The sequence below is a fragment of the Pseudoalteromonas sp. Bsw20308 genome, from assembly GCF_000310105.2.
GTDB classification, from domain to species: domain Bacteria; phylum Pseudomonadota; class Gammaproteobacteria; order Enterobacterales; family Alteromonadaceae; genus Pseudoalteromonas; species Pseudoalteromonas fuliginea.
Genome location: NZ_CP013138.1, coordinates 3,744,834 through 3,769,713, shown reverse-complemented (window position 1 = coordinate 3,769,713; position 24,880 = coordinate 3,744,834). Strand labels below are relative to the sequence as shown.

The window sequence follows — 24,880 nt, the reverse complement described above, 5'->3', positions numbered from 1 at the left end:
TTTATTTCCATAAATCGGGATCGTGATTTTTTGGGCCAATGCCTTTAATGACTTGTGAAAAGCGGTTAGCAAAAATCCCGCAATAACCCCAAGCTGCAAAAAACAGTGCAGGGACTAAAATTGCAACGCCAATTATTTGCAAACTGTAATGAGTGTAATACCCAAGGGAGATGAATACCACGGCTAGCACAAATAGTGCTAAGCCGCGAAAAAATCGCTTTAAGCTAAGTTTAGGGTTACTCCCTAAACGATAGATAAGTGGCTTTAGCATTTATAATAATTAATAGTAAGAGTGATCGCCCGCTTCGTGCTCTGTAATATCAGCAACACCGGTGATTTCTTCAAATTTAGCGATCATTTCTTTCTCGATGCCTTCTTTTAGCGTTACATCGATCATAGAGCAACCATTACAACCACCACCAAACTGAAGTATAGCAATGCCTGCAGCTGTTATTTCTACTAGACTTACTTGGCCGCCATGGTTTGCTAGTTGCGGGTTTACTTCAGTTTCAAGCATGTGCTGCACGCGTTCATTTAATGATGCATCATCACCAATTTTACGAGCTTTAGCATTCGGCGCTTTTAGCGTTAATTGAGTGCCCATTTTGTCAGTAACAAAATCGATCTCGGCTTCTTCTAAAAATGGCGCACTTTCTGCATCTACAACAGCATCAAAACCATTGAAATTTAGACGAATATCGCTGGCTTCAACAGCGTCTTCTGGACAATAAGACACACCACATTCCGCTTGTGATGAACCAGGGTTTACAACAAAAACACGAATATTGGTTTGTTGTGATTGATCTGCTAATAGTTTAGCAAAATGCGCTTGCGCTGTTTCGGAAATAGAAATCATAAAAACGGCTTTATACCTGACTAAATTACTCGGATACTGCATATCATACTCCGCTCATCGTGTTGCGGCTAGTGTTGAGCGTAAAAAGTTGGCATCTATTTTAAGCAATGGTAGCGTGCAATTAACAAACATTTTTAGAGTGATTTATATGCGGTTCATGTTAACAATAATGGTGGTACTACTGAGTTTTTCAAGTATGGCAAAGCCACTATCTTATTATTTTGAGCAAGATGTTCAATTTGACCCTACCATTCCCACCCCTGAAGCAGTGCTAGGTTATCAAGTGGGGGAGTGGCATGTAAGACACGACCAGTTAGTGCGCTATATGGAAGTACTTGCGAAAAAAAGTGACCGCATAAACTTTGAAATTATTGGCCGTACACATGAGCAACGCCCGCTTGTGATGCTAACAATTACTGCCGCCAACAAGTTGCCAAACATAGAGCAAACTCGCCAAGCTCATTTGGCGCGTTTAAGTAACAACAGTGACAAAACTAAAGACCAACCTGCTGTTGTCTGGATGGGTTATAGTGTACACGGCAATGAATCATCGGGCAGCAACGCTTCATTATTGGTAGCCTATTATTTAGCAGCTGCTCAAGGTGCTGAAATAGATGAGCTATTAAATAACACGGTTATTTTACTCGACCCTTCACTTAATCCTGATGGGCTTGCTCGTTTTGCTAATTGGGCCAACAGTAACCGAGGTATGAACTTATCGTCTGATCCTAAGACCCGTGAACATGTTGAAAATTGGCCAAGTAGCCGTACTAACCATTATTGGTTTGATTTAAATCGTGACTGGTTATTACTACAGCATCCTGAATCGCGCGCGCGAATTGCCAAATTTCATCAGTGGAAACCAAATATTTTAACTGACTTTCATGAAATGGGGCCAAATAGCAGTTACTTTTTTCAGCCAGGTATCCCAAGTCGTAAACACCCAATAACACCAGATGAAAATGTAACTTTAACGAAAGCGATTGCCAACTATCATGCAAAAACTTTAGATGAAAATAACGCACTTTATTTTACAGAAGAAAGTTTTGACGATTTTTATTACGGAAAAGGCTCAACTTATCCCGACGTAAATGGTGGTGTAGGCATTTTATTCGAGCAAGCCAGTTCTCGTGGGCATATTCAAGAAACTATAAACGGACCTTTAAGCTTTGCATTTACTATTAAAAATCAGCTATTAACGAGCTTATCAACCTTTAAAGCAGCCATTGATAATCGCCAGGCGTTACTAGATTACCAAGCGAAGCTTTATAATCAGGCAGCTGATTTAGCCAGTGACGAGAGCTTTGAAGGTTATGTTGTTGAAGGCGCGAGCGACAACTCCCGTATTAAGCACTTTTTAGAATTACTAAAACAGCATCAAATTAACGCTTACCCACTTACTAAACCATTAAAAGCAAATGGAAAAAGTTTTAGTACTCATAGTTATTTTGTGCCATTAGCGCAACCGCAATACCGTTTAGTAAAAGCTATTTTTAGTGAGCAAAAAAACTTTGCTGATAATACATTCTATGATGTTTCGGGTTGGACTCTAGCGCATGCTTTTAATTTACCGTTTGCAAAAGTTAAAAGCAATTGGGGCTTAGATGTTGCAGATACTGCTTGGAATAAAGCGGTAAAAACATCTTTTTCCGATTTAAAAAATGGTTATGCCTTTGGTTTTGCATGGGACGATTATTTAGCCCCTAAAATGCTCAATACTTTACTTAAACAAGGTATTAAAGCACGCGTTGCATTGAGCTCATTAACTGCTAAATCAACATCGGGGGAGGTAAACTTCGAACCAGGTAGTATTATTATTTCAGCAGGCCTACAAACAAATATCGATTGGGTTGCCCAGCTTAGTAAAGCACAAAGTGAATTTGGTATTGCAATTAAACCAATTACATCAGGTTTAACAAGTAAAGGCGCTGATTTAGGTTCACGATCAATGGCCGTTGTTAGTGTGCCAAAGGTACTGCTTATTGGTGGGCAGGGCGCGAGCCAGTACGAAGTAGGCGAAGTGTGGTATTACCTAGATCGCTTTGTTGGCGCAGCGCCAACAATTGTTGAAATGAACCGCTTTAGCTCACTTGAGCTAAGTGATTACAGCCATATTGTACTTGCTCATGGCAATTACAATAGCTTATCTGACACTGATAAAGTGGCAATTAAAAGCTGGGTAAGAAAAGGTGGTGTTATTTGGGGTCACAAAGGCGGCGCTAAATTTTTAGTTGATCAGCAAATTCTTAAAGCAAGTTATCTATCACGACAAGATGTAGCGAGCGCATTTAATACGACAGGTTTAAGTTATGGCGACAAAGATCATTTAGCTGGACGTCAGCGCATTGCAGGTGCCATTTTTAATACCAATGTAGATTTAACTCACCCACTTAGTTTTTCACTTAATCGTAATACATTACCGGTATTTAAAAACAGCACATGGTTACTTGAAGCTTCCGATGCGCCGTTCGTAAATGTACTTACCTACACTAAAAAACCATTATTGGCAGGTTTTACTGATGCCGTTAATGTTGAGCAAGTTGCCGGCGGCGCCGGTTTAATCGCACACTCATACGGGCGAGGTACAGTGATAGGTATGACCGACGATCCTGTATTTAGAGGTTACTGGTATGGTACTAGTCGACTGCTAAGCAATGCTTTATTTTTTGGTCACACGTTTCGCGCAAATGGTGGGTAGTATTTTTTAATTACTAAATTGGCGTTAAACAGGTTACAAAAGCCCATACTTGTTTAGCGCCAGCTTGTTTTAATGTATGAGTCGCTGCATTTAATGTAGCGCCCGTTGTCATTACATCATCAACAATAGCGACGGTTTTACCGCGCATATCCTCTGTACAAATAAAGGCATTTTTTAAGTTTTTAATACGCTTTGTTTTTGATAGTTTTGACTGAGCCTGTGTTTTTTTGTCGCGAATAAGTACGTTACTCAATGGTAAGTAATTAGTTAAACATGGATACCATACTTGGCTGACTTGATTAAATCCACGCTCCAAAAAACGATTTTTATGCAGTGGTAAAATAACAAAAGCATCAGGTAAGTTTTGGCTCTGAGCAAACAGTTGTACAAGCTGTTTTTTAATGACTTGCTGCAATGCCTTTTTATAATGAATTTGGTTATTAAATTTAAGTTGCTTAAGCCAGTGCTCAAATGGAGGTTGATAAAATGCGCATGCAAATAACTTATCAAACTCGCAATTAGGAAACATCTCAATAATATCGGGTCGGTGCAGTAAATTAGTATGCTTACTAAAATCAAATAACGGTAAATCTTCAAGGCAATAATCACACAACCCTAAATTAGCTGTAATCGGGCTTTGGCATTGCACGCAATAAGAGGGAAATAACCAATTTAAAACGGCTTGTTTCATTGATTCACTCCGTGCATTACAACCACCTATTTAAACGTTATGATAAGCCTAAGTTTGGTAAAGGTTAGGCAAATATGCAAAATGAGTTAGTGTTATTACATGGTTGGGGAATGAATCAGGGGGTATGGCAGTTGGTTCAGCCAGAGCTTGAATTTTTATATTCAGGGAATGTACGCAGCCTTGACTTACCTGGGTTTGGTAATAGTATTGCTTGCCCAAGCCCTTATACACTCCATGATGCAGCCGCACTTTTGAGTGAACAACTACAACCACAATCAATTTTAATGGGCTGGTCATTAGGAGGCTTATTTGCACTGTATATTGCTAAGCATTGGCCTGAAAAAGTGTCAAAAGTAATATTGGTTGCATCAACGCCATTTTTTGCAGAGCAAATAGATTGGCCTGGTATTAATTCCAAAGTATTAGAACAATTTAAAGACCAACTAGTTAATCATAGAGAAAAAACGATAGAGCGATTTTTAGCAATTCAAGCGATGGGAAGTGAGTCGGCAAGGGATGATATAAAGCAACTTAAACTATTACTAAATCAATACAGCGCACCAAATACTGAAGCGCTTATGGCAGGTTTGGATATTTTAAAAAACGAAGACTTGCGTGAGTTATTTACTCGTTGCCCGGTCTCTATTAAAGGTATATTCGGGCGTTTAGATGCACTTGTACCTTATAAAGTGATTGCGGAAATATCAGCACTAAATACTGAGTTTGAATATGAAGTGCTTGATAAAGCATCGCACGCCCCATTTATTTCTCATAAGAGAGAGTTTTTATCTGTCGTTAAATCAATGCTTTAAAATTGAGCTGAAAATAGCGCAGTTTAAAGCTTTATTTTGTGCATAACCTGAGCGATAATTAAACAATGTTAATTTGGTGGAGGTTTTAATATGCCAATCGGATCTGTATTTAATAACGGTGTTGAAGGATTTAATCGTGCTAGCCAAGGTATCGAAAAGGCCAGTGCTGAGATTAATCGTGCCAATATTGAACAGCAAGACGACGCGCAGTTAGCGCAGCAACGTCAGCTTACGGCAGCACGCCCTGAAGAAGCTATTACTGCACCTGTAGCACAGCCTGCTCGTGTTGATGAAGCGCTTGTTAACTTAAAAGTTGAAGAGTTTAATGCCAAGGCAAATACGCAATCAATTCAAACGGCCGATGATGTACTTGGCACGTTAATCGATATTAAAGTTTAGTATTATGAATATTGTCACGCCATTTCCATCTATCAATATAAACACTGCAAATGTTTATACGGAAACTGCACGACGTGACAACCAACTACGCGAAGTCATTCCTGCACCAGCATCAAGTAGCGCAAGTAATACCGAAACTAAAGCCCAAAGTGACGCTGAAAAAGCGAAGTTGCCAGGTGGAAGTGATAGCGTAACATATGATGCAACGGGAAAAACAACAGACGAAAAATCAGTTCAACAACGCGATGAAAACTCAGAAAACCCTGAAGGCTCTGAACAAGAAAACGAAGCAAGTGAGCAACAAGAATTAGAGCAAGAAGAGCTGCAATTAGAGCAAGAACAGCTACAAATTAAAGAGCTAAAGGCTCGAGATACCGAAGTCAGAATACACGAACAAGCGCATGCCTCTGTAGGTGGACAACATGCAGGTTCGCCAAGTTATGAATATCAACGCGGGCCCGATGGTACTAATTACGCAGTTGGCGGAGAAGTACAAATTGATGTATCAGAAATACCCGGCGACCCACAAGCGACGATTGATAAAATGCAAACGGTGCGCGCTGCTGCATTAGCACCTGCTGAGCCTTCGGGAGCTGATCGCTCTATTGCTGCAGATGCTACGCAAAAGCTAGCAGCGGCTCAGGCTGAGCTTGCACAACCTGAAAAAGAAGATGACGAAGACGCAAAAAGTAAACTTGAAGCTTCATTCTCTAGCGATGAAAGCAGCGATACAAAAACAGCTAAAAGTGACGAGCAAACACGTGATGCCGATGTTGAGGCACGTGCAGGGCGTATTGCTAACTTTTATCAAATGGCGACATCGCCAGCGAGCCAAAGTAGTTTTTCAGCGTTAAGTTAATAATCTAGCAAAACATAACCACAAAAAAACCGCTTACGCGGTTTTTTTCGTTTTAGCTTAGCTGTACAACTATTATTTTTTTACTTTAGCATTAGCGAACGCATCGGCAAATGCATTACCCATTAACGCATTACCATTGTCACGTTTAGGCTTTGCAGCACGAGGTTGCGAATTATTAGCACGTGCTTGTGGCTTTTGCGTAGCTGGAGCTGCTGACTTATTACTTGTGTCAATTTCGTCATCTAAGCGCATAGTAAAGCTTATGCGCTTACGTGCAGCGTCTACCTCAACTACTTTAACCTTTACAATATCACCAGCTTTAACAACTTCACGCGGATCTGATATAAATTTATTCGTGATTGCTGAAATATGCACTAAACCATCTTGGTGAACACCTACATCAACAAACGCACCAAAATTAGCAACGTTTGAAACCACGCCTTCTAAAATCATACCTGGTTTTAAATCACTAATTTTTTCAACACCGGCTTTAAATTCAGCCGTTTTAAATTCAGGGCGAGGATCTCGACCAGGTTTATCAAGCTCAGTAATAATGTCGGTAACGGTTGGTAAGCCAAATTTTTCGTCAGTGTAATCGTTAGCAGCAAGTTTAGTTAAAAAGTCGCTGTTACCAATTAGGTTACTGACATCGACGCTATTGCGTTCACAAATACGTTTAACAACAGGATAAGCTTCAGGGTGAACTGATGAGTTATCTAGCGGATCGCTACCATTGTTAATACGTAAAAAACCAGCCGCTTGTTCAAATGCTTTTGGCCCTAAACGCTCAACCTTTTTAAGCTCACTACGTTTAGTAAATGTGCCGTTAGCATCGCGATAATTAACGATATTTTGCGCTAATGTTTTGTTCAAACCAGATACGCGTGTAAGTAGCGGTACCGATGCCATGTTTAAATCTACGCCTACTGAGTTTACACAGTCTTCTACAACGGAGATAAGGCTTTGGCCTAATTGGCTTTGCGATACATCGTGTTGGTATTGGCCAACACCAATTGATTTTGGCTCAATTTTAACAAGTTCAGCAAGAGGATCTTGTAGGCGGCGCGCAATAGAAACAGCGCCGCGTATAGAAACATCTAAATCTGGAAATTCATTAGCTGCAAATTCAGAAGCTGAGTAAACCGATGCACCCGCTTCGCTAACCATAATTTTACTAAGTTTAAGTTCGCTGTTTGCTTTGATAAGTTCAGCAACTAACTTATCTGACTCGCGTGATGCAGTACCGTTACCAATCGCAATTAGCTCAACTTTATACTGACGACAAAGTTGCTCTAACGTACGCACTGATTTATCCCAATGATTTTGTGGTGCATGAGGGAAAATAGTTTGTGTAGCTAGTAATTTACCTGTGCTATCAACAACGGCAATCTTACAGCCAGTTCGAAGGCCTGGATCAAGACCTAAAGTAGTACGAGGGCCTGCAGGTGCTGCCATTAATAAATCTTTTAAGTTTTTAGCAAATACGTCGATTGCACCAGCTTCTGCTTTTTCGCGCATGGCTGCAAAAAATTCGTTTTCTAAATGCAGCCCTAATTTAATTTTCCACGCCCATTGCAAAACGTTTAATAACCAAGGACTTGCCGCTTTATATTTAATATCTAAACGGTAATGCTCAGCAATCATGTTGGCACAAAGTTGCGCTGAATTTTCAGCACTAGGCTCAGGGTTAACATTTAACTGAAGTACACCTTCATTTCGAGCTCTCAGCATTGCAAGTGCGCGATGCGAAGGTACTTTTTTTAGAAGCTCTTGGTGTTCAAAGTAATCACGGTATTTAGTGCCAGCTTGTTCTTGGCCTTTAATAACGGTACTTTGAATTGCGCCATTTTGGCTAATGTGGCTTCTAAATTTAGCAAGTAGTTTTGCGTCTTCAGCAAAGCGCTCCATTAAAATAAACTTAGCACCTTCAAGCACTGCCTTTATATCAGCAAAGCCTTTTTCGATATTTATAAATTGTTCAGCTTGTTGTTCAGGATCAAGGTTAGCATTTTTAAACAGTGCATCAGCAAGTGGCTCTAATCCGGCCTCAATTGCTATTTGGCCTTTAGTACGGCGCTTCGCTTTATACGGGAGATATAAATCTTCAAGTTCAGTTTTGCTTTGCGCAGTACTAATATCTGCCTTTAACTCTGCTGTTAATTTATTTTGAGATTCGATGGTTGATAAAATAAAGCTGCGGCGTTCTTCTAGTTCACGTAAATATGATAAACGCTGTTCTAAAAGGCGTAATTGGGTGTCATCTAAGCCACCGGTTACTTCCTTTCTATAACGAGCAATAAAAGGCACAGTTGCACCTTCATCAAGTAACTTTGTTGCAGCAACAACTTGCTGTTGTTGTGCATTTAGCTCACCGGCTAAACGTGCAGAGATATCGCTCATGCAAAAACCTTTTTAAACAAAAATAAGACCAGTTAGTAAGTTAACTGATACGACTAATTGCTTGAATAATATCACACGAGGTTGTAATAAAAAGCTCTTAAAGCAAGCTATTTTCCTTGCTTTAAGATGGTTGGCTTGATTGGGTAATTATAGCGTTAAAAGAGCCCCTAGTGAGGGTGCTCTATGTTTTCTAATACTTCACTGAATGAATTAGCTATGGGGGTAATATGCAGAGGGATATGTAGCGCTTTAGTAATTTGACGTGCTGAGATTAAACCGCAAATTTCATTGTCAGTTGTAGTCACTAATAAAAACATCACCCCTTGATGCTCCATTGTTTGCAACGCATCACCAATACATGCGTAGCTTAAGCTTTGCATACTTACACTCATTAACTGACTTATTGGTGTCATTATGTGGCGTAAGCTAACTTCATTACGCGGTGTATTTAAACGCTGGGCAATAATCGTGATTTTTGAGCTTTGTAAATCAGCACTTGAAACTATTCCAATTAATTTTTGGTTGTCGTCCGTTACTAAGACAAAATCAGATTGTTGAGCGCTAATCTGTTTTAGTGCTGCTTCAATTGTTGTTTCATACTGGGCGCGGACAGGTGTTTTTTGAGTGAAATTATTTACCACTTTTAATGCCGGAGAGGCTAAATCAATTAATGGTTGGTCATCTGCAAATGTGCTTGCAATAACGCCGTGAGAAATGCTTTGAGTACGTAATTCTTTAAAGTTAGACATAGTAGTCACCTTAGTCGTTATAAAATTTAATTAAGTTGTAAAATAATGAATTAAATTAAATAGCTAGGTGGTCCGCGTTGGTACGCAGTGCTAAAAGGTCTGTTTAGATTGGTGCTCTTATAAAAAGAATCTACGACATTAGGAAGTGGTTGAGGCGACCTAAAGGTAATAGTATTAACGTGAGAGTCTACGTCAAAATCGAGGTTTGCCTGGTCAGGAATGTCACAAGCAATAAAGTGATTAGATAGTTTAGCGTTATCAAGGTTTACTTCAGTGTTATTGGCATGCAGCGTCAAACTTACACTCATTAAAAGTGCAAACAATACGGCATTATTTAATATGCGCTGTACTATGTTTGACATACCCACGACCTTAATTAACTGCTTTCAAATTAAACAAATCAACTTGAATAATTCATTTATAGCTTATTGACCTAATTTACACAATCAAAAGTTAACATGATCTGAATCAAAACTTTTTATTTCTTTTTTTGGTAATCAATACTGTTTACATACCATTGCTTTTTACCCTGAGGAGTAGGTACTTCAAAGTCGTCATCTACTTGCTTTTTAATCAATGCACGCGCCATAGGTGAGTCTATTGATATGTAATCTTTTCGGTCGTAAATTTCATCAGGTCCGACAATTCTGAATTTTTTAGTTTCACCTTCTTCGTTTTCAATTTCGACCCATGCACCAAAAAACACTTTTCCATCTTGAACGGGAGAGTAGTCGATGATTTTTAAATCAGGTATGCGTTTGCGTAAATAGCGTATACGACGGTCAATTTGGCGAAGCAAACGCTTGTTATATTGATAGTCAGCGTTCTCAGAGCGATCTCCGAGACTGGCCGCCCAGCTGACTATTTTTGTTACTTCTGGGCGTTTAACGTTCCATAGTTGGTCGTGTTCTTGTTGTAATTGTAAGTAACCTTCGCGGGTAACTAAATTTGTTTTCATGGTGAATTCTTTATTAACTCTAATGGTGTGCACGTTATTAAATTTGCCAAAACTTGTCGAGCGTAAAATGTAATAAAGTACGAGCAAGTAAGCTTTGAAATGTTCAGTAACAATCTAAGCAAGTAATTAGTTTTTGATTATTCAGTTTTTCATTTATATTAACTAATAATTGGATATAAAAATAAGAAAGAGATTATGGGACACGAGACCACAAAAGTATTAGTTGTTGATGACGATATGCGCTTACGCAGTTTGCTCGAACGTTACTTAGTAGAGCAAGGCTTTATTGTGAGAACCGCAGGAAATTCGGAGCAAATGGACAGACTCCTTGAACGTGAAAACTTTCACTTAATGGTTCTCGATTTAATGCTTCCAGGTGAAGATGGATTGTCAATTTGTCGCAGGTTACGCCAAAAAGAAAATGAAATCCCTATTGTTATGCTCACCGCTAAAGGCGACGAAGTAGACCGTATTATTGGTCTTGAACTTGGCGCTGACGATTACATTCCAAAACCATTTAATCCACGTGAGCTACTTGCTCGCATAAAAGCAATTTTGCGCCGCCGCGCAAAAGAAGTGCCAGGTGCTCCAGCTGCTGAAGAAAACTTGATCGCTTTTGGTAAATTTACGCTTAATTTAGCAACGCGCGAAATGAGTGAAGGGGACAAAACAATATCGCTTACCAGTGGTGAGTTTGCCGTGCTTAAAGCGCTTGTTTCGCATCCACGAGAGCCACTTAGCCGCGATAAGCTAATGAACTTAGCGCGTGGGCGTGATTACAGTGCGCTTGAGCGAAGTATTGATGTGCAAGTGTCGCGACTTCGACGCATGATTGAAATTGATGCTGCCAATCCGCGTTATATTCAAACCGTATGGGGTTTGGGGTATGTATTTGTTCCTGATGGTGAAAAGTAATTTATATGGGATTTTTTCCGCGTAGTGCGTTTGGACAAACGGTTTTTTTGGTAGCCGCATTATTACTAATAAACCAAATAGTGTCTTACGTTACAGTAAGCTTATATGTTGTAAAGCCTACAATTGAGCAAGTAAATTTAATGCTCGCAAAGCAAATAAAAACCGTATTTATAGATTGGGAAGACGGCATTGAGATAAACGACGAGGTTTCAGAAAAGTTTTTTGAAATCACTGGAATTGAAGTAATGACTCAACGTGAGGCAATGCGTAATGGGTTAGGGCAAACTCGTGAGTATTCAGGATTATCGCGCAGTATGACGAAACAGTTAAATGGCTTCTCGCGTGTGCGCATTAGCCAAACTGGTCCACTCATATATTGGGTCGAAGCCCCCCAAGCTCCAGGTTACTGGGTTAAAGTACCGTTAACTGGTTTCCAAGAGAATAATTTAGAGTTTTTAACTTTTTATTTATCAAGCATCGGATTTTTAAGTGTGTTAGGTGGGTGGTTGTTTGCAAGGCACCTCAATAGGCCGCTTAAAGCGTTACAGCAAGCTGCAATAAAAGTTGGTAAAGGTGATTTTACTACTAAGTTAGCAGAGGAAGGTTCAACAGAAGTGATAGAAGTAACGCGCGCGTTTAATCAGATGTCGCGGGGTATTGCTGCACTTGAGAATGACCGCCGTTTATTAATGGCTGGAGTGTCACATGATTTACGCACGCCGCTTACACGCATTCGTTTAGCGACTGAAATGATGGCTGAAGCTGATGAGTACTTACGCGAAGGTATTATTTACGATATTGAAGACATGAACGGTATTATCGACCAGTTTATCGAGTACTTACGCCATCATAAGCGTGAAGAACTAACCTGTGAAAATATAAATGCACTGGTGGCTGAAGTTATTCATTCGGAGCTAAAGCATCAACGTGTAATTACGTTTAAAGAGAACCCAAGTATTGGCAATATACCGCTAAGCTCTGTGGCTATTAAGCGTGTAATAACAAACATGATTGGTAATGCGCTGCGTTATTCACAAGATGATATAGAAGTACTTAGTTATTTTAGTCCAAATAAAAAATATGTCGTTATTGCAGTAAACGATAATGGCCCCGGCATTCCTGAAAGTGAGTTAGAGTCCGTGTTCGAACCATTTAAGCAAGGTGATGCTGCTCGAGGGAGCGAAGGCAGTGGTTTAGGGCTGGCAATTATCAAGCGTATAGTAGATATGCACGATGGAAAAGTGATGCTTGAAAATCGTCCCGAAGGCGGGCTAAGTGCGCAAATATACTTGCCTATAAAAGTAACTAACCAAGCTGTTTAAAGCTAATAGCTGTGTAGTTACTAACTGTAAACTAAGTGTTTAATACCAAATAGACTTACAAGGTATAAGCCATATGATTACCTCCACATATTTCAAAATACATGTGCTATGTACGGTCAGGCATTAATCGTTTTTATTAGGGTATTGTATACAGCTTTTTCGTAGAGCTTTTTATAATGGATCAAAATAGAGTGTTTGTATCGCTTTTTAGTATGCTTTTTAGCTGTTACATCATTAATACATTAATACCAATTCGTAATAATATTTGAGCAATTTGAGAGCTTAAACCTGACGCTAACTGTGTTAAATATTTCTTATATAGAACAACTAAATAACGAATTTTTGCCTTGTTATCGACACTGTTTTCTTACCTCAAAATAGCTTACTTAATTAAGCAGATTGGTATTACGAAGATTAAATAGTGACCTTACTTTTTATAGCTACTTGATTTGTAATTATTCGAGTAGTTAGAAAAATTATTAGCATTGGATAGCTAATATATATTTTTACTCCCCATAAATGCCAAACATGCTCAGCCCTTTGGGTTTGCCCTAGAGACGGTTTACTTTTACTTAGCCCACTAGGTTGCAAACTTCCTGCGATAACTAAATCACCCCTAGCTAAAGTAGCTTTAGTCATGAAAGATCAACACTCTAGCGTAAAAATAATCATGGTTATGCTTTATATTGAAGTCTGCGTTGCCAAAAAGGCATTTTAGACCAGCGCTGTTCTTGGTTATAAAAGAAATGTTGATGGTGTAAATAATGACGCCATATTTGCTCTATTTGCTGTTGGTAAATTTTATTAAAGTGCTGTTGTATATCATTGTCGATAATTTTTAGTATATTTGATTTTTTAAGCAGTAATGCGAGTTGCATCGCATTTGCCATTGCGTTAAAAATTCCTTGTGATGACAAGGGATCAAAGCTTATAGCTGCATCACCTAATGCGGCCCATTGTTGACCTGAAAAGTTGTTCAAACGTGTTGAGTTAGCACTTACAATGCCCTGTAAATTTAGCGTTTTTTGATTGTCATTTAGTAATTTTGCGAGTGATGAGTGTTGTTGAGCATACTTAATAAAGTATGCTGGATCGCGATGCAGCCCCTTAGGCATTAGGTCTGAATCAGTTTGGAAGGCTAAAACACGCCGCTGGTTTGGAAGTGGAGCACTGTACCACCAACCATTATTAGTTGAGTGAATATTGCCCAGTTTATTTTCGCTATTGTCATCTAAAGTTGCCCAGCATGATATGAGGCGATCACTTTGCTGGCGATCGGTATACTTTTTGGCAAAATGTGCTTGGCGACCAGTTGCATCAATAACGAATGGACATACTATGCTTACTTCCTGATCTTCATTTAAGTCTGAATTTATAAGTGTAATATGCCAAGAGTTTTCTTTGTATTGACTGTTAATTAATTTAGCGGGCCAAATGCATTCTACGCCTCGCTGTTGGGCTTTTTCACGTAAAAACAACTCAAACCTTTTTCGGTCTAGTCGCCAGCCGAAACCATCAGGGTTATTGAGGTTATCTGCAATGTGCAGGGCTTCTTGACCCCAACTTATTTGCATTCCGGCATTAGGTAAATGATGAGGAAGTGCAATATCCGTTTCTAATCGGCTTTCAAATTCAGTTAGTAAGTTGAGTTGTTTTAAAATTCGTCTTGCTGCGGGTGCTAAGCACTCTCCTATACGTTCTTCAGGAGATGCTGATTTATCGATAAGCGTCACCTTATAAGAATCGCACAAAGCAAGCGCGGCAATACATCCAGCCACGCCAGCACCAATGATCACAACACTGTTTTTTGCGTCCTCATTTTTAATCATTGGCATAGCGATTTCAACGTCCTTTGATGCGATGAAAACGGTTGGCTTTTTCGGTCACGCCTAAATCTACTTTGCTTCGATTATGAGTCAAATCTACAGAGAGAGTAACGTTACTATGTTGTATTGCTTTACTGGCTAAGTTAACTAAACCTTCGCCTGCTTTATTATGAGGTAGCATGCCTACCTGCATAGTGTTGGGGAATTGTTCGTCGTTAATAGCACCAGTATGTGTTTGTACAATAGCAAGTTCTGCAAAGTGCTCAACCATACTATTTATTTGGTTGGTATAGGTTGCAGGGTTACCATGTAGGGGCAAGTCATCAAGCCAATCTGTTCTATATGCAAACGCTTGCTGGCGGGTACTATCAGATAATGATGTATCAAGAACCTGTTGATAGCGTCGTTGATTCATTATTTGATTGGGAACACGAGCTGGCCAAAATGTGGGTAAAAATGGGTCATACTCAGAGCTATAACCATCGCGACAACTGGCCGTGTCAGTTTGCCATGGAATAGCCATCCAACGTGTGATCCCTCCTGCTACTTGGCCACCAAACAAAGGGCCTTTTGCTAAAGTATAAATATCATGATTCATAATAGGCCCATAATAACAATGATCACTTTGTGTATCAGGTAATGCATGTTTTAGTCGAAATGGAGACATATACATTCCGGCCGTTCGCATTGGCCAAGTCATCTCACAGCCTGGATGAAATGCATCAGCAAGGCAAAACTCCATTGCACCACGCGTTAGCTGTTCAGGCTGTTCGGCAACAGGGTAGTCATCAATAGTTGGTGGCTGAGTTGGCACAGGGCAGCGTGATTGTGGTTTGTAATCATTAATGAAATCACCTTTTACCCACTGGTCTAAAAACGACAATTGTAAATTAGACAAAGTCGCATGCTGGCGTACTGAGCCTGTTGGAGGGATGCTAATAGCGTCACCATATAACCAAGGCCATAGTTGAGGTGCTTGTGCACCTGATACATCAGTTCGACGAAAGTTATTAGATAAAGTCCGGCGGAGCTCTTGATATGCAGGTGATGGGTCACTAAGTTTTGCCAACCATTCTGGGGTCGTATAATCAAATTGACCACCCCAGCCGAATGCACCAGCAAAGCCGCTATTAACCCACTGTAAATTGGTCATCCTAGAAAATATAGGTTGAATGTCCTCTGTGAATGATGGGCGTTGTGGTCGTGCTAGCATGCTACTATTAACAGCAACATCGCGCATTAAATCCCACATAGTACGAACTGATTTTTGCATAGGCGCATAATCAGGCGGCGCACAAATGACCCAAGCTGGTTCAACTCTTAATGCAACACCATTATGAACAACCTCGGCAGTAATTGGGCCATCGGATATATCGTCATACCAACCTTCGTTGTTGGCGAAAGTTACCGCAATATCGCCTTTTAAATTACGGGCAACACCATGTCCTCCTAACATTATTAATCGACCGTGGTTATCGCTGCGCATCTCGCCTAAGTAGACATCTTCGTCCATAAACTTACCAATAAAGTTATGTTCGTTTTTGCTATTTACGTTTTTACCACTTAGCTTGCGCTGACCACCATTAATATGAAGTTTATCTCGGTCTGCTACATTATTATTACGCAGTAGCGAAGGTGGAGCGTCTGCGGCTTCAGGAATATCTAAAGCAATTTGAAACTCGTACCAAGATGATTTTTGGTTGGCGAGTTGGGCGTGCCATGTGATATCTGCATTATCTAGTGTAAGCTCTTTTATAGCCTTACCTGCAGCGTTAAAACCATAAATTCTAAACTCTGCAGCTTGGCGTTTAAGTGCACCGCTTTTATCGCGATACGCATATTCGTCACTATTGGGAACTGGTTGAGGTTGCTGCGGACCAATAAAATAATCGTCCTTGCTGTTGCCAACGCGCATTACGCCAATAGGAGGGTAAATTCCGGCATAAACAATACATTCAGAATCCGCTTCTTGTGCTTGTTCTGGATTGAAGTTAGTTAATTTAGTTGGCTCTTGTAGCTGTTGTCCGTTAGCTGTGTGACGTGCTTTTGCACTGGCTGCATAGGCTGACTTTCGTGCAAGTGCGATACTGCCAAGTGGTTCATGGGCGGCTAAAGTACGCCAAATATTAAATGCCAAGCTACTACCAAGTTCGGCTTGGCCAATTGCTGTAATATTTTGTTGTGCTAGATGTAGACGAGCAATACACACATAAGGACTTTGTTGAGTGCTCCATACTGCTTGAGCGTCATCGAGTGGCATTGTTTCTGGATTTGTACGTAGTTGTACCTCAAATCGGAATTTGGCACTCCCTTCTCGTAATCGTCGCTGTAAATCTAAAGCAAGGTAATTGTTATCAACGCATGGCGCGCCGACTTCACTCTCTTCAGGAACTAAGCGATATTTAACAATTTGTTGATCACCTAGCTTGAATGGCAAAATAGCCCAATATTTGGCACTTAAGCAGCTCGATTCAACTTTTTGCATGTCGTTTAGGATGTTAGCAACGTCACTATTTTTAGGGTCATTTAGGTAAGCATCATAATCTTTATCAATCACACCTGCTGTTGTAAATTGGCACATCTGTTGCGCATTTTTAGTGAAAAAACGATCCATATTTTGAAAAATAAAATCAGCGGTATTGCTTTCACCAATTAATTTATCTCCATTGACCGCAAACAACTTCATTGCTAAACCAAGTGTGCTGTGTAAATCGGGGGAGGAGGGAGTGGTATCACTCGAAAAACGTATGGCGCATTCATATTCACTTTTAGAAAAAATACCAATTTTGAATTGCGGGTCTATGTCTGGATTAATTTTAAACTTACCGTATGCGATGCCATGTTGCTTTCTAAAAACGGCACGTTGCGCAGGTTGTTGACCTTTATCAATACGTGGTACTTGGCCGAGGCCAACAAACATCTCAGTTAAGCGTCTACAGGCTTGTTCAACACTTTCATTATCTGACCAACAAGGTATGTTGTTAGCTGATGGTTTTGTTGGATTTTCTTTTTTAGCCATTGTAAGTATTCCTTTTAAGCTATTGAGATATAAATTGGTTTTGAGAAAACATTGTATTTTTATTAATTTCAGCTGCGTGATTTTTACGAAAAAAAGAATAAAACTACCGTTGTTATTTGTTTTCAATATTGCATTCGGAATGCTGTGAGATTGGCAATCGAGATTGCAAGAAATAGGTATTAAATGCCTAAGCTGTATGAGTAACCATTTTTTATGTTTTTATTCGTTTTAGGTACAGCTTAGAATTATTGTTATTCACATACTAATTTTTTTATGTGGAATTATTGATAAAGGTAGATGATGCAGCTAAAGAAATCTATTACAGAGTATTACAGCAAATAGCATATCTAAAAAAGAATAGGTGAGGCTGACAAAGGGTTATTTAAAAAGTGTGTGTTTGGTTTGTAGGCAAGGCTGTGCCTAATGTATATGGTTATCCCTCATAAATACCAAGTAAGTGCACGCTGCTATTTAAGTTACAAGTTTCGCACCGCGATTAAATAGCACCTGGGTTGAATTTCAATCTTGAAAAGCCAATAGCCCAGGTTACTTGGTATATTTTTTGTGTTATTTAAAGTGCTTTAAAGCGAATTGCTGTACCACCACTTGTTGCTAGTTTTAAAGTAAGCTTATCGTTTGCAGTTACAATACGTTTCTCGATAGTTAAATCGTATGGGTTATTTTTCCACTCGGCATTTTCACCGTCTTTATAAATTTGTGCTTCAAATTTTTTGCCTTGCTCTAAAAAATCGAGTTTTACCTTAATTGTACGGGCTTTTTCATCGGTAACGGCACCCAAGTACCAATCGTTTCCTGAGTATTTACCACTTTTACGCTCTTTGCGGGCAAATACAATAAAGTCGCCTACTTCGCCATCTAGGGCAATACTTTGCTGCCAATCGGTGGGAACATCTTGGATAAATTGAAATGCGTCGGGCTTCGCTAAGTAATTTTTAGGTAAGTCGGCCGCCATTTGAATTGGGCTATACAAAACAACATAAAGCGCCAGCTGTTTGGCAAGTGTAGTTTGTGGGCGATTTGTGTCATCACCTAAGCCATTAAAGCTCATATCAAAAATACCAGGTGTAAAGTCCATTGGGCCTGCAAGCATGCGGGTAAAGGCAAGCATTGGTATGTGTTCAGGTGGGTTAGGCGGGGAGCCCCATGCGTTAAACTCTTGTCCACGTGCGCCTTCACGCGCAATCCAATTGGGGTAGGTACGGCGCAGACCCGTATCTTTAATCGGCTCGTGGGTATTTATACTAATTTTATGCTTTGCGGCAAGTTTTATGTTGTAAAGATACTCGTTAACCATAAACTGACCGTCGTGCCATTCATGACGAGCTATGCCGTTTTCATCTATGCGTTTAATATTCCCGCCATCAGCTACGTAACCTGTTTTTACCTGGCTTACGTTTAATTTTTCGTAAAGAGCAAAGGCGTCTTCCATTTGATCACGATAGTTGCTCACATTACCTGACGTTTCGTGATGACCAATGAGCTGAACGCCTTTCTCTTTGCCATATTGTGCAAGTGTTGCAATATCAAAATCGTCATAAGGTTTTGTAAAATTAAATACATCGCCATTAAAATACCAATCACCATCCCAGCCAATATTCCAGCCTTCAACTAATACGCCATCAAAACCGTGTTGTGCTGCAAAATCCATATAGTATTTAGTTGTTTTTGTGGTTGCTCCGTGTTTTTCGCCGCTCCCCCACGTTTGTGTTTCTATGTGCATTCCCCACCAAATACCGACGTATTTACCAGGTTTAATCCACGATACATCGTCGAGCTTATTTGGCTCGTTTAAATTTAAAATAATATCCGAATTAACTAAATCAACAGCATGTTCGCCCATTTGGATTGTACGCCACGGGGTATTGAATGCGCCTTGTTTTTTAACTGCAATACCGTCTGACCAAGGTGTTAAATCTGCCTGAAATGTACCAGGGCGACGCTGATTAAGCACCATGGCGGCGTAATCAACAAGTGCAGCTTCGTGAATACTTAAATGTATGCCATCTTTATTTTTAAAGGTAAATGGAGTGTGCACTAAAGCTGCGTCATTAAGCGGGGTGGTGTTATAAACATACTCATAACGGTTCCAACCACGAGCAGGGATCCACCATGCTGTTGCATTGCTACTGTCGGCTATTGCAAACTCGGTAAGCTCTTTGGTTATTTCTGTTTTTTCGAAACCTATTTGTTCAGGCACTTCGTACCTAAAGCCAATACCATTATTAAAGGCTCTAAATTTTACGGTGAAAGTACCACCTTGAGGCTGTGATTTATTAAATGTTACGGCAACTTCATTATGCTTATCAGTCACTGTTTGGCGCTCACCCCAAGGCAGCTGCCATTGAGTATTAACGGTTTGTTTTTGGGTTTTTGCTATTTTAAAGCCTTCGCTAAAAGGTGCTTGTTGTTTAAATTCAAACCCTAGAGCGGAGCTTGTTATTACTGGTCTGTTTTTAAAATCAATAGAATATGTTGGAGTATTTAGTTCGTCTGATATAGTTATTTTTATATTGCCATTAGGAGATTGCAACGTCGCTGTTTGAGCAAAACAACTGCTCGAAAAAGCTAAAAGTAAAAGTGTTGATGTTCTCATTATGAGATCCTTGGTATGCCAGTATGAATTAACCAGCATAAAGGCAGTTATTAAGGAATACGAACTTCTACATACGTATTCAATGTTATAAAAAATAGAAAGAAATAAGTAATCTAACCGGTCTATAATATAAATAAGTTGAAAATAAGAATGGTAAGCGAATGATTAAGTATTTAATTTTTATAATATCAATGGTTTTAAGTTGGCAAGCAGCGGCAATTCAAATAACAATTAAAAATACAAAAGATGAACCAATGGCGAATGCCGTCGTGTGGCTAACTGCAAAAAACACTTCAGAAGTAATCATTGCACCGGATGCGCCTTATGCAATGAGTCAAAAAAACAGAGAGTTTACACCACGCATTTTAGTTGTACCGCAAAACGCTAAAGTGGAGTTTCCAAATGCAGATTCTATTATGCATCATGTGTATTCGTTTTCTAAGGCTAAAACATTCGAATTAAAGCTATATAAAGAACAACCTAAAGCCCCCTTGGTGTTTGAGCAAACCGGTGTTGTAGAGCTTGGGTGTAATATTCATGATTGGATGTTGGGTTATATCGTTGTGGTTGATAGCACTATTTTTGCTATTACCGATATAACAGGAAAGGTTGATTTAGCAGCACCTTTAGGAGAATACACTCTCAATGTATGGCATTCAGGATTTGGTGATATTAGTAATGTTGAATCAGAGACTGTAACTGTAAATTCAGCCCCACTTACTTATAAAATAAAGCAAACTATAACCGAACAAATTGATTTTGCCACGGACGAATTCGATGATTACTAATAACTTACTAAAGCTGACACTGCTGTGTTGTATTGTATTTTTTAGTGGTGCGTTAAGTGCACAGGTAAAAGGCTTAATACAAGTTAGAGCAGTGCAAGGTGATGATACGCTTAGTTTTCAAGAGGGCGGTATTGGATTGTATCGGCACGATGCTAAAAGCGATGAGCTTATTTTATCACAAGGTATTTTAGATTTTAATGTTGATTTAGCATCTAGTTGGTCGGCTCATGGTGTACTGAATATAAATCAAGACCCTGATGTGGCTTTAGGTTTAACGCAAGCTTACATAAAGTACCAACCGTTATCTAACAGTAACTATAAATGGCATGTACGTGTAGGTGGCTTTTATCCATTAATGTCTTTAGAAAACCCAGATATTGGCTGGACGTCGCCATATAATTATACAAATTCAGCAATTAATAGTTGGATTGGTGAAGAACTACGTACTGTCGGAGTTGAGGTTACTATAAAGCGACCTGCAAAGCGTTTTAATAGTGCACATGGCTTTAGTGTTATAGGAGCTACATTTAAAGGAAATGACCCCGCAGGTACATTGCTCGCATGGCGTGGTTTTGCATTACATGACAGGCAAACAACATTTAACGAAGGCGTCAGGTTTGCACCTATAGCAGCATTAAATGAATCCCAATTACGTTGGCAAGCTAACCAAGTATTACCGTTTGAAGAGGTGGATGGTCGCTTTGGTTATTATGTGGGTATGCACTGGGATTACTTAAAAAAATCACAATTTCGAATTTATTATTATGATAACAATGGCGATCCGACCAAGCTAAATATTAGCTCAGGACAATATGCGTGGGATACTCGGTTTACCAGCGCCGCATGGCTCTATAAGTTAAATAAAAAAACACGCCTCATTGCGCAAGTGTTAAGTGGTAAAACTGAAATGGGATATAATGCGTTAATAGACAATACATACTATAGTCATTATTTAATGATGAGTCATAAAGAAGGTAAGCACAGAGTATCGTTGCGTTATGATTATTTTAAAGTTACAGATAACGATACCACTGTATTTGACCCTAATGGCAGTCATGGTGAAGGTATAACTGCAACATGGCGTTATCAGTTGAGTGAAAAGTTACAAATAGGTGTTGAGGGAGCTACTCTTAAAAGTGTAGTTGAAAATAGAGCTGCAATTGGTTTTAAACAGTCTATTTCACAACAGCAAGTAATGCTTAATATGCAATGGAAATTATAAATTTAATGCATGTGTTGCCTTTTTAAAACTTAGTTATAGTGTGTAATCCCGTCAGGAGTGATAAATGAATTTGCATAGTATTCGCGTTAAAGTTTCTTTTCCTATAGTGATTTTAGGAATTGCAGTATTGTCGTTAATTATTGGCTACACCCATTTAATTAATCTACAAAAAAATGCATTGGATGTGCAATCTGAAAAATTTATTAAGGCAACTTCACTCGCATTAAATGCGGATCGTGACTTATATCAAGCTAAGGTCGCAGAGCTAAATCTTGTTACGCATACTAATAATATTGAAAAATATAAGGCAGAACACAAAGAAAATGCAGCGCAAGTAATACAAAAATTAAAGCAGTATTTGGATCTTCTCACGGATTATCCTGAAATTAAAAATGAATTTAGAAGTTTTGATGCTACTTTTAATGCTTGGCTTAATGCCTCGAACGCTCATATGGCTGATAAGAGTGAGGCAAAGCAGTTTGAATCGGAACAGACATTTGCTGATTTAAGAGTAAGGCTTGACCGCGCTGGAGAGTTAGCTGAAAAAACTTCCGAACAAGAAATTAATAAATTATCCGAAAAAATAGAGTCGACTAAGTTGATGATGTTAGTTTTCGTTATAATTATTTTATTAATAGCCGTTTGGTTTAGCTACATAATACCTAAACAGTTAACGCAACAAATTAATTATGTTACAGAACGTATTAATGATATTGCATCGGGGGATGGTGATTTAACGGGGCGTATACAAGTAACATCTCAAGATGAGTTTGCAGATCTTGCTACTAGTTTTAATGGCTTTTTAGATAATTTACAGCAGCTCATTCGCGATATTTTAGAGCAATCAAAAGAACTAAATACGCTAGGTGCAGAGCTAAGTAAGGTTGCGAATCAAAATAACAGTGTAAACCAAGCTTTAGGTCAGGCTTCTGAGTCTATAGTCAGTGCTGTACATGAAATGAGTGTAGCAAGTAGAGAAGTTGCAGGAGTTGCTCAACAATCTTCGAGTGAGGCTGATAACTCTTTAAATTTGGCGCAACAAGGTTTAACTGCCGTTGCTAATTCGAGCGCTCGTATTGTTTCTCTTTCACAAAATATGGATCAGGCGATGGCGCGCTCAACTGAACTACAACAAAGTTCAGATAACATAGCCAAAGTATTAGAGGTTATTCGTGCTATTGCGGAGCAAACCAATCTATTAGCATTAAACGCGGCAATTGAAGCAGCACGTGCTGGCGAATATGGCCGAGGGTTTGCTGTTGTTGCTGATGAAGTCAGAACGCTTGCAACACGTACACAGGTCAGTACTAACGACATCCAACAAATGATTGAGCACTTTGCGACAAGTGTTGAGCAATCTATAAAAGCAATTGATGAAGGGAAGCAGTTTGCTGATGATGCTGTGGGGTCATTTACTCAAACTAATGATGTACTTAATGCAATGCAAAGCTCGTCAACTAAAGTGAACGATATGGCAATGCAAACAGCGCAGGCTACAGAAGAGCAAACTACGGTCGCCGACGAAATAAGTCAAAATTTATCATCACTAAATGATCAAACTGTTGAAGGTGTTGCACTTGCACGAACAACTGAAGATGTATCTAAAAAAATGGAACAATTAACCGATGAGTTAAATCGTTTAGTACATCGTTTTAAAGTTTAAACAGTGAGCTATTAAAACAATCAGGGGCCTATTAGGGCCCCTTTTTAATGCAATTTATATCTAAGTGAATGGGACTATTTTTTATCGAATGCGCGTTTCATGTAGTTAGGTGTAGCGAGTGCACCATGGTGAATACCGCTGTTGTAGTATTCACTTTGCTCAGCTATTTTTGCTGCGCCGTCTTCTCTGAAACCGTCAAATGCTTGTGATTTACGTGCAAGTGTTACCGACCATAAACCACTTGGGTAAATTGGTTGTGGGAATGGCAGTGTTTGTAAATCGTTAAAGCCTACGCTTAGCATTGCTTCGCGCATTTCAACTAACAATGGCATATGCATAAGTGGCGATTCACTTTGTTGTACTAAAATACCACCTGGGCGCAGTGCATCTAAACAGCTTGTGTAAAACGCATGGTTAAATAAACCTTCACCTGGACCCACCGGATCGGTGCCATCAACAATAACCACGTCGATAGATTCGCCAGCGGCTTCGCGCATGTATTTAATACCGTCGTCAAACATAACCGTTGCACGGGCGTCGTTGTTAGATTCACAAAGCTCTGGGAAGTATTTTAACGACATTTGCGTTACTACTTCGTCTATATCTATTTGCGTTACAGTTTCTACGCCTGGGTGTTTTAATACTTCGCGTAAAGTACCGCAGTCGCCGCCGCCAATAATAACGACGTTTTTAGGGTTTGGGTGCGCTAAAAGTGCAGGGTGGCTGATCATCTCATGGTAAAAGAAGTTTTCGCGGGTTGTTACCATAGTACACCCGTCGATGATCATTAAATTACCAAAGTCTGTGGTTTCAAACATTTCTACCTTTTGAAAAGGAGACTGTTTTTCATCTAACTTTTTATTAATACGTAATGAAAATGCGCTGCCATCGCGGTCGCTAATTTCAGTAAACCACTTACTTTGATCTAAATTTGCCATAGTTACTATTACACTTTTTAGGTTGAGTATGAAAAAGGGGCAATTCTGCCAGTGCTTGGCGTTTTGCTCAATGACATTTTAACTGATTTGACGAATAAAGTTAGTTAGGAGTGAGTGAAAGTTCAATTTTTGTTAGCCTAGTGGATAGTGA

General features: G+C 39.4%; 20 protein-coding genes. 9 read left to right on the top strand and 11 right to left on the bottom strand.

The genetic code is table 11. From position 1 onward, the window contains the following. Nucleotide 1: 1 nt before the first annotated feature. Both D172_RS16525 and nfuA read right to left on the bottom strand, forming a co-directional pair. Nucleotides 2-271 carry a hypothetical protein gene (locus D172_RS16525; RefSeq protein WP_007376414.1) on the bottom strand — a complete coding sequence of 90 codons (270 nt, stop codon included), beginning with the start codon at nucleotides 269-271 and terminating at the stop codon, nucleotides 2-4. A gap of 9 nt (nucleotides 272-280) precedes the next feature. Then, complete coding sequence (gene nfuA / locus D172_RS16520) at nucleotides 281-856, bottom strand: Fe-S biogenesis protein NfuA (RefSeq protein ID WP_002959571.1); 576 nt, start codon at nucleotides 854-856, stop codon at nucleotides 281-283. A 148-nt stretch (nucleotides 857-1,004) separates the two neighbouring features. On the opposite strand from nfuA, the gene D172_RS16515 reads away from it, so the two are divergent. Beyond that, nucleotides 1,005-3,554, top strand: a complete 2,550-nt coding sequence (locus D172_RS16515; RefSeq protein WP_033023368.1) for a M14 metallopeptidase family protein — start codon at nucleotides 1,005-1,007, stop codon at nucleotides 3,552-3,554. Nucleotides 3,555-3,567: 13 nt separating this feature from the next. Here the strand turns inward: D172_RS16515 and D172_RS16510 are convergent, their stop codons facing one another. Continuing rightward, complete coding sequence (locus tag D172_RS16510; RefSeq protein WP_007376417.1) at nucleotides 3,568-4,245, bottom strand: ComF family protein; 678 nt, start codon at nucleotides 4,243-4,245, stop codon at nucleotides 3,568-3,570. Between the two features lie 74 nt (nucleotides 4,246-4,319). Here D172_RS16510 and bioH point away from each other — a divergent pair, with 74 nt between their 5' ends. The 3 genes from bioH (at nucleotide 4,320) to D172_RS16495 (ending at nucleotide 6,315) form a co-directional block, all read left to right on the top strand. Further along, nucleotides 4,320-5,057 carry a pimeloyl-ACP methyl ester esterase BioH gene (gene bioH, locus D172_RS16505; protein ID WP_007376418.1) on the top strand — a complete coding sequence of 246 codons (738 nt, stop codon included), beginning with the start codon at nucleotides 4,320-4,322 and terminating at the stop codon, nucleotides 5,055-5,057. Between the two features lie 90 nt (nucleotides 5,058-5,147). Then, complete coding sequence (locus D172_RS16500; protein WP_007376419.1) at nucleotides 5,148-5,456, top strand: hypothetical protein; 309 nt, start codon at nucleotides 5,148-5,150, stop codon at nucleotides 5,454-5,456. Between the two features lie 4 nt (nucleotides 5,457-5,460). Further along, nucleotides 5,461-6,315 (top strand): putative metalloprotease CJM1_0395 family protein, encoded by an 855-nt coding sequence (locus D172_RS16495; protein WP_007376420.1) that lies wholly within the window; start codon nucleotides 5,461-5,463, stop codon nucleotides 6,313-6,315. Nucleotides 6,316-6,387: 72 nt separating this feature from the next. Here the strand turns inward: D172_RS16495 and D172_RS16490 are convergent, their stop codons facing one another. The 4 genes from D172_RS16490 to greB form a co-directional block, all read right to left on the bottom strand. Next, nucleotides 6,388-8,715 carry a Tex family protein gene (locus tag D172_RS16490; RefSeq protein ID WP_007376421.1) on the bottom strand — a complete coding sequence of 776 codons (2,328 nt, stop codon included), beginning with the start codon at nucleotides 8,713-8,715 and terminating at the stop codon, nucleotides 6,388-6,390. A 167-nt stretch (nucleotides 8,716-8,882) separates the two neighbouring features. Further along, nucleotides 8,883-9,464 (bottom strand): CBS domain-containing protein, encoded by a 582-nt coding sequence (locus tag D172_RS16485; protein ID WP_007376422.1) that lies wholly within the window; start codon nucleotides 9,462-9,464, stop codon nucleotides 8,883-8,885. Nucleotides 9,465-9,514: 50 nt separating this feature from the next. After that, on the bottom strand, nucleotides 9,515-9,826 hold the full coding sequence (locus D172_RS16480) for a hypothetical protein (RefSeq protein ID WP_007376423.1): 312 nt from the start codon (nucleotides 9,824-9,826) through the stop codon (nucleotides 9,515-9,517). A gap of 116 nt (nucleotides 9,827-9,942) precedes the next feature. Continuing rightward, the gene (gene greB / locus D172_RS16475; protein ID WP_007376424.1) at nucleotides 9,943-10,422 is read right to left on the bottom strand and encodes a transcription elongation factor GreB; all 480 of its coding nucleotides are present in this window, start codon (nucleotides 10,420-10,422) and stop codon (nucleotides 9,943-9,945) included. Nucleotides 10,423-10,617: 195 nt separating this feature from the next. Here greB and ompR point away from each other — a divergent pair, with 195 nt between their 5' ends. Further along, nucleotides 10,618-11,337 carry a two-component system response regulator OmpR gene (ompR, locus tag D172_RS16470; RefSeq protein WP_007376425.1) on the top strand — a complete coding sequence of 240 codons (720 nt, stop codon included), beginning with the start codon at nucleotides 10,618-10,620 and terminating at the stop codon, nucleotides 11,335-11,337. Between the two features lie 5 nt (nucleotides 11,338-11,342). After that, nucleotides 11,343-12,659, top strand: a complete 1,317-nt coding sequence (gene envZ / locus D172_RS16465) for a two-component system sensor histidine kinase EnvZ (RefSeq protein WP_007376426.1) — start codon at nucleotides 11,343-11,345, stop codon at nucleotides 12,657-12,659. 674 nt (nucleotides 12,660-13,333) lie between these two features. On the opposite strand, the gene D172_RS16455 is transcribed toward envZ, so the two are convergent. The 3 genes from D172_RS16455 to D172_RS16445 all read right to left on the bottom strand — a co-directional run bounded on the left by D172_RS16455 (nucleotide 13,334) and on the right by D172_RS16445 (nucleotide 20,118). Then, nucleotides 13,334-14,494: a tryptophan 7-halogenase gene (locus D172_RS16455; RefSeq protein WP_007376427.1), complete on the bottom strand. Its 1,161-nt coding sequence runs from the start codon at nucleotides 14,492-14,494 to the stop codon at nucleotides 13,334-13,336. A gap of 7 nt (nucleotides 14,495-14,501) precedes the next feature. After that, the gene (locus D172_RS16450) at nucleotides 14,502-17,504 is read right to left on the bottom strand and encodes a LodA/GoxA family CTQ-dependent oxidase (RefSeq protein ID WP_007376428.1); all 3,003 of its coding nucleotides are present in this window, start codon (nucleotides 17,502-17,504) and stop codon (nucleotides 14,502-14,504) included. 571 nt (nucleotides 17,505-18,075) lie between these two features. Further along, nucleotides 18,076-20,118 carry a glycoside hydrolase family 97 protein gene (locus D172_RS16445; protein ID WP_007376429.1) on the bottom strand — a complete coding sequence of 681 codons (2,043 nt, stop codon included), beginning with the start codon at nucleotides 20,116-20,118 and terminating at the stop codon, nucleotides 18,076-18,078. A gap of 161 nt (nucleotides 20,119-20,279) precedes the next feature. Between D172_RS16445 and D172_RS16440 the strand changes: the two genes are divergently transcribed. The 3 genes from D172_RS16440 (at nucleotide 20,280) to D172_RS16430 (ending at nucleotide 23,791) form a co-directional block, all read left to right on the top strand. Further along, a complete protein-coding gene (locus tag D172_RS16440; RefSeq protein WP_007376430.1) occupies nucleotides 20,280-20,906 on the top strand; it encodes a methylamine utilization protein in 627 nt (208 codons plus the stop codon). Next, entirely contained in the window at nucleotides 20,896-22,128 is a 1,233-nt protein-coding gene (locus D172_RS16435; RefSeq protein ID WP_007376431.1) for a hypothetical protein, read from the top strand. The genes D172_RS16440 and D172_RS16435 overlap by 11 nt, the downstream gene beginning before the upstream one ends. 64 nt (nucleotides 22,129-22,192) lie before the next feature. Next, on the top strand, nucleotides 22,193-23,791 hold the full coding sequence (locus tag D172_RS16430; RefSeq protein ID WP_007376432.1) for a methyl-accepting chemotaxis protein: 1,599 nt from the start codon (nucleotides 22,193-22,195) through the stop codon (nucleotides 23,789-23,791). Nucleotides 23,792-23,865: 74 nt separating this feature from the next. Here the strand turns inward: D172_RS16430 and speE are convergent, their stop codons facing one another. Next, nucleotides 23,866-24,729: a polyamine aminopropyltransferase gene (gene speE / locus D172_RS16425; protein WP_007376433.1), complete on the bottom strand. Its 864-nt coding sequence runs from the start codon at nucleotides 24,727-24,729 to the stop codon at nucleotides 23,866-23,868. Nucleotides 24,730-24,880 lie beyond the last annotated feature (151 nt).